Origin of the sequence: Streptomyces sp. NPDC051018, assembly GCF_044456085.1 — a bacterium.
In the GTDB taxonomy this organism is placed as follows: domain Bacteria; phylum Actinomycetota; class Actinomycetes; order Streptomycetales; family Streptomycetaceae; genus Streptomyces.
The window spans coordinates 1-4,931 of sequence record NZ_JBITFN010000044.1; the positions used below are offsets into that span (position 1 = coordinate 1).

The following is a 4,931-nucleotide window of genomic DNA, read 5'->3' on the forward strand; positions in this document are numbered from 1 at the left end:
TCGGTACGCAGCGGGTTGATCTCCGAGACGGCGCCGACGAACGTGGTCTTGCCCACGCCGAATCCGCCCGCCACCACGATCTTCGCGCTGGTGGTTGAGCGGGCTGCACCGCCGCTAGAGCTTGCGAAGTCCACTGAGCACCCTTTCGAGCAGTGTCACATCTGGCTGACCACCGGCGGACTCTTCGCCGCCGGGCTGGTGGATGGCGACGAGTCCGGCCTCCGCCAGGTCGGCGACGAGGATCCGGGCGACGCCGAGGGGAATGGAGAGTAGTGCCGAGATCTCCGCGATGGACTTGATCTCGAAGCACAGACGGCAGATCCGCTGGTGCTCGGGCAACTGCCCGTGCAGCATCGAGGGATCCGCCGTGGTACTGACCAGCGCCTCGATGGCGAGCTGGTAACGGGGCCGGGTCCGGCCACCCGTCATCGCGTACGGGCGCACCAGCGGGTTGTGCGTACTGTGCCCGTACGAGGGCTCGGGGGCCCGGCGCTGCGCCGGGGGCTGGTGGTGCTGAGGGTCGTACGCGGGGTCGTACGGCTGGTGCTGCTGGTGCGGTTGCTGCTGGTAGGGCTCCTGGGAACCCGGTCCGTTCGGTGGGGAGGGAAAGGTGTAGCCGTCGTGGGAGTAGTGCTCACCAGGCACCTGATGAGCACCGCCGTCGTACGGGCGTCCGCCCGGGGGTGTTGCCACGTTTCCTCCTCCGACTGCGAGTAGCCGGTTCCCGTCCCTGTGGAGCCGCGCCACCGCACCCTATGGTGCGATGGCGTGAAAGGCACTGTCTGCCGGTCAGTTGAGAAGACTGCCCTGGAGTTCCGCACGGAGGTCCGGAGTGAGCACCGTGCCCGCCCTGTCGACCAGCAGGGCCATCTCATAGCCCACGAGGCCGATGTCGGCCTCGGGGTGGGCGAGCACCGCCAGTGAGGAGCCGTCGGAGATGGACATGATGAAGAGGAACCCGCGCTCCATCTCCACCACCGTCTGGTTGACCGCGCCTCCCTCGAAGATCCGGGAGGCTCCCGCGGTCAGCGAGGTCAGGCCGGACGCGACGGCCGCCAGCTGGTCGGCACGGTCGCGGGGGAATCCGTCGGACATGGCCAGCAGGAGTCCGTCGGCGGAGACCACCACCGTGTGGGACACCCCGGGGGTGTTGTCCACGAAGTTGGTGATCAACCAGTTCAGATTCTGCGCCGCCTGGCTCATCGGGCTCACACTAACGCTCCTGGTTGTAGGTACTGCCCGGGCCACCGTGGGGATCATAGGCGGCCGGTCCGTTCGTGTCCGCTCCCGCGCTGCGTCCCCGCTGGACACCGCGGCGCAGGTTGCTCAGCCTGCCACGCACGTCCTCGGGCGCGCGTGAGATCTGCGGGCCTCCCTGAGGGGTCTGTTCGGCGGTCCCTTCGATGAGATTGGCCTTGGGCACGCGCCGCGGGAGGCCGGACGAGGTGATCCCGCCCGCCTTCGGCTCGCGCAGCTTCTCCGCCCGCTGCCAGCGTTCGTCGTTGGTCGAGCGCCCGTCCCTGGCGCCGGTGGGCTCGTCGCTGCCGCCGGCGGCCTCGGGCCGGGTGCTCCCCGGCGCGTGCGGGACCGGCTCCACGGACTGCGGCCACTGCTGGGCCGGAGGCTGCTGCTGCGGCTGCGACTTCTGGGTGCCGCGCCTGGGCAGCCCGGCCTCGGTCAGCTCGTGACCACCGCTCGAAGAGGGTCCCGGACGTTCGAAGCCTACGCGCTCGACGCCATTTGTGGGGGCGCTGCCGGCAGATTCCGATTCCGGCCGGTACTCCGGCTCATACGTACTCGGGTAAGCACTCTGATCCGGCCACTCTCCCTGGTGGGGCTGGGGGGCGTACGGTCCGTCGTACCGCGGCTCGGGGGTTCCCTGAAGCGGGTAACCAGCTTCCGCATATGAGGTTTCGGAGTGCTGCTGGGGCTCCTGGTGCGTCTGGGACTCCAGTTGACCGCCGAGGGCCGGGAACGCCTCGTACGGCTGGGGCCCGGCGGTGTCCTGTGCGTACCCCTGGGGCGCGGAGTCCCGGCCATAGCCTGCCGGGTACTGCTGGGGCTCCGGAGCGGGCAGCTGCGCCTGCGGTACGGGCTGGAGGGGTGCCGGGGGCCCCGAGGCGTACTCCTGGCGCCCGTACTGCGCCCCGTCCTCCTGATAGATCTGGGGACGGTCGCCGCCCGACTGGGCCTCCAGCGCGGCACGGCGCTCCTCACGGGCCAGCGAGCGCCCCACGGAGTCGAGCTGCGCCGGGCCGCCGGGGGTGTGCGCCGCCTCCCCGTACCGGGAGTCGTCGAAGCCGAGTTCCTCGGCCGTGCGCACCGGGGCGCCGTCGTACGACGGCTGCTCCGGGATTATCCCCGAGACCGTGAAGTCGTTCTCGGGCGCGGGCTCGCCACCGCCGCCGTGGGTGATGGCGTCGGGCAGCATGACCAGGGAGGTCGTACCGGCCTGCTCGCCCGAGGGGCGCAGCTGGACGCGGATGCCGTGCCGGTCGGCGAGCCGGCCGACCACGAAGAGGCCCATGCGCTGCGAGACGGCGGCGTCCACCGTCGGCGGGTTGGCCAGCTTGTGGTTGATGTCGGCGAAGTCCTCGGCGGTCAGGCCGATGCCCTTGTCATGGATCTCGATCATGATCCGGCCGTCGGGCAGGCGGGTCGCCGTCACCCGGACCTTGGTCTGCGGCGAGGAGAAGGTGGTGGCGTTCTCCAGCAGCTCGGCGAGGAGATGGACGAGGTCGGTCACGGCCTGGCCGTGGATCTCCGTCTCCGGGACCCCGGTCAGCTCGATGCGCTCGTACGACTCCACCTCGGAGGCGGCGGCCCGCAGGACGTCGACCAGCGGGACGGGCTGGTTCCAGCGGCGGCCGGGCTCCTCGCCCGCGAGGACGAGGAGGTTCTCGCCGTTGCGGCGCATCCGGGTCGCCAGATGGTCCAGCCGGAAGAGGGACGCGAGCTGGTCCGGATCCGCCTCGTTGTTCTCCAGATCGGTGATCAGGCTCAGCTGGCCCTCGATCAGCGACTGGTTGCGGCGTGAGAGATTGGTGAAGATCGCGTTGACGTTGCCCCGGAGCAGGGCCTGCTCGGCGGCGAGCCGCACGGCCTCGCGGTGGACCTGGTCGAAGGCGCGCGCCACCTCGCCGATCTCGTCCTGGGTGTCGACGGGGATCGGCTGCACCCGGGTGTCGACGCGGCCGGGCTCCGTACGGGAGAGCTGGTCGACCAGCATCGGCAGGCGCTGCTCGGCGATACCGAAGGCCGCGGTCCGCAGCCGGTGCATGGAGCGGCTCATCTGCCGTGCCACGGCACCGGCCAGGATGAACGCGGCCAGCAGGGCGATCACCACGATGGCGCCGTTGACGACCGCGTCCCGGCGGGCGTCGTCGGAGATGGACGCCGCCTCGTTCACGGCCCGGTCGACGAGCTCGTTCTCGATCTCGGTGTAGCCCTCGAACTTGGCGGTGGCGGCGCCCAGCCAGGTCTCGGGAGTGATGTCCTCCCTGGCCAGGGCCGCGGGCTGGACGCCGGTGCCGATCCGCAGGGCCATGCCGGTGAAGACGGAGCCGTCGTCACCCTTCGGCGGATTGAGGCCCGCCGCCTGGAGGCGCTCCTGGCCCGCCGCGGCCTTGCGCGACATGACCGACTGGAGCCGGTCCGTGTCGGCCTGGGTACCGCCGGAGACGAACTCGGCGATCGCGATCTGTTCCAGATAGTTGTACGAGTTGAACGCGATGGTCTGCTTGGCGCGGACGTCCGGCTTCTCGCTCGGGCGCACCAGGAGGTGGGTGCCGATGGAGCGCTGGAGGGACTCGGCGGCCTTGGCGAGCTGGACCGCGTAGAGAGTGCGGCCGAAGCTGGTGACATTGCCGGTGCCGAGGCCCAGCTCGTTGGAGAACTCCATGAGCGAGTGCTGGACCTTCACGTAACCCTCTTCGGTGGTCACGGGGTCCATGCTCGTGGTGTACGCGGTCTGGCGCAGTTCCGCGAGCCCGGGCTCCTCGTTGCGGAACAGCGCGAGCCGCCGCTCCAGGCCCTGCCCGGGAGGCATGTTCACGACCGCCTGGTCGAACTTCCGCTTGGCCGCGTCCGTGGTGGCGTACGCCTTCTGCACGGACGGCTGCCGGCGGCTCTGAGGGGTGGTGGACCGCAGGAGCGGGGCGGCGGTGAGGTCGCGCTCGTTGAGGAGCGCCTGGCCGTACTCGGCGGCGGCGCGCACGATCAGCGCCGTCCGCTCGGCGTTCCGTGCCTCGTCCCAGGTGTCGATGGAGCTCTTGACCTGGAAACCGCCCATGACCAGGCCCACGAGCACGGGTATCAGGAGGATCGCGTTCAGCCGGGTGGAGACGCGCCAGTTGCGCGGGGACAGCCGGCTGGTGCTGCCGCCGGGCACGGGTGGGCCCGGCTCGTCCACAGGCGATGCCGCCGCGCGCGACGGCGGGGTGAAGTTGCCCCGCGCCTGCTGTTCCGCGGAGCTCGATGTGCTTCGCCTCACTCGACCAACAACCTCTCGGCGCCGGCACCTGGGGTGTGCCGGGTTTCGTTCAGAGCCGTACTACTCAGAAGTTCGTCGAATTTCAGCATGCGGAGCGGGTCCGTTCCAAACAGTTGGAATCAGCCATTCCGTGTCATGGTAGCGACAGATAAAACGGGCATAAAGAGCGAGCCCCTTCAAAAGATGAGAGATATGTGAGCACAGCGGCACCGTGTGCATGCGTCGAGTGTCCGGACCGCGTCAATTCTCTGTCGAAATGTTATGAACATGCGGGCGGACCGTGTCCCATGACACAGTCCGCACCCGCACAACTACGACAACTGCCGTATCGCCTCGTCTACTTGAGGCGGGCCATGAGGGCGTGTTCGACGAGGGTGATGAGGGCGCTTTTGGCGTCGGCGCGGTGGCGGGCGTCGGTGGTGATGATGGGGGTGTCGGG

The 4,931-nt window shown here is 69.6% G+C and carries 3 protein-coding genes and 2 pseudogenes; all 5 read right to left on the reverse strand.

Features of this window, described 5'->3' with window-relative positions:
• Positions 1–134: pseudogene (locus ACIBCM_RS35180) on the reverse strand (ATP/GTP-binding protein); the annotation flags it as partial.
• Positions 115–693: a DUF742 domain-containing protein gene (locus ACIBCM_RS35185; RefSeq protein WP_399250516.1), complete on the reverse strand. Its 579-nt coding sequence runs from the start codon at positions 691–693 to the stop codon at positions 115–117. The pseudogene ACIBCM_RS35180 and the gene ACIBCM_RS35185, both read right to left, overlap by 20 nt.
• A gap of 96 nt (positions 694–789) precedes the next feature.
• Positions 790–1,203, reverse strand: a complete 414-nt coding sequence (locus ACIBCM_RS35190) for a roadblock/LC7 domain-containing protein (RefSeq protein WP_030224397.1) — start codon at positions 1,201–1,203, stop codon at positions 790–792.
• 10 nt (positions 1,204–1,213) lie between these two features.
• Positions 1,214–4,492, reverse strand: coding sequence for a nitrate- and nitrite sensing domain-containing protein (locus ACIBCM_RS35195; protein ID WP_399250518.1), 3,279 nt, complete (start codon positions 4,490–4,492; stop codon positions 1,214–1,216).
• 337 nt (positions 4,493–4,829) lie between these two features.
• A pseudogene (locus ACIBCM_RS35200) lies at positions 4,830–4,931 on the reverse strand (ATP-binding protein); the annotation flags it as partial.

Bases quoted from the DNA above. Each gene is read 5' to 3' on its own strand.
- ACIBCM_RS35190 (WP_030224397.1), bottom strand. From the start codon at position 1,203: ATGAGCCAGGCGGCGCAGAATCTGAACTGGTTGATCACCAACTTCGTG.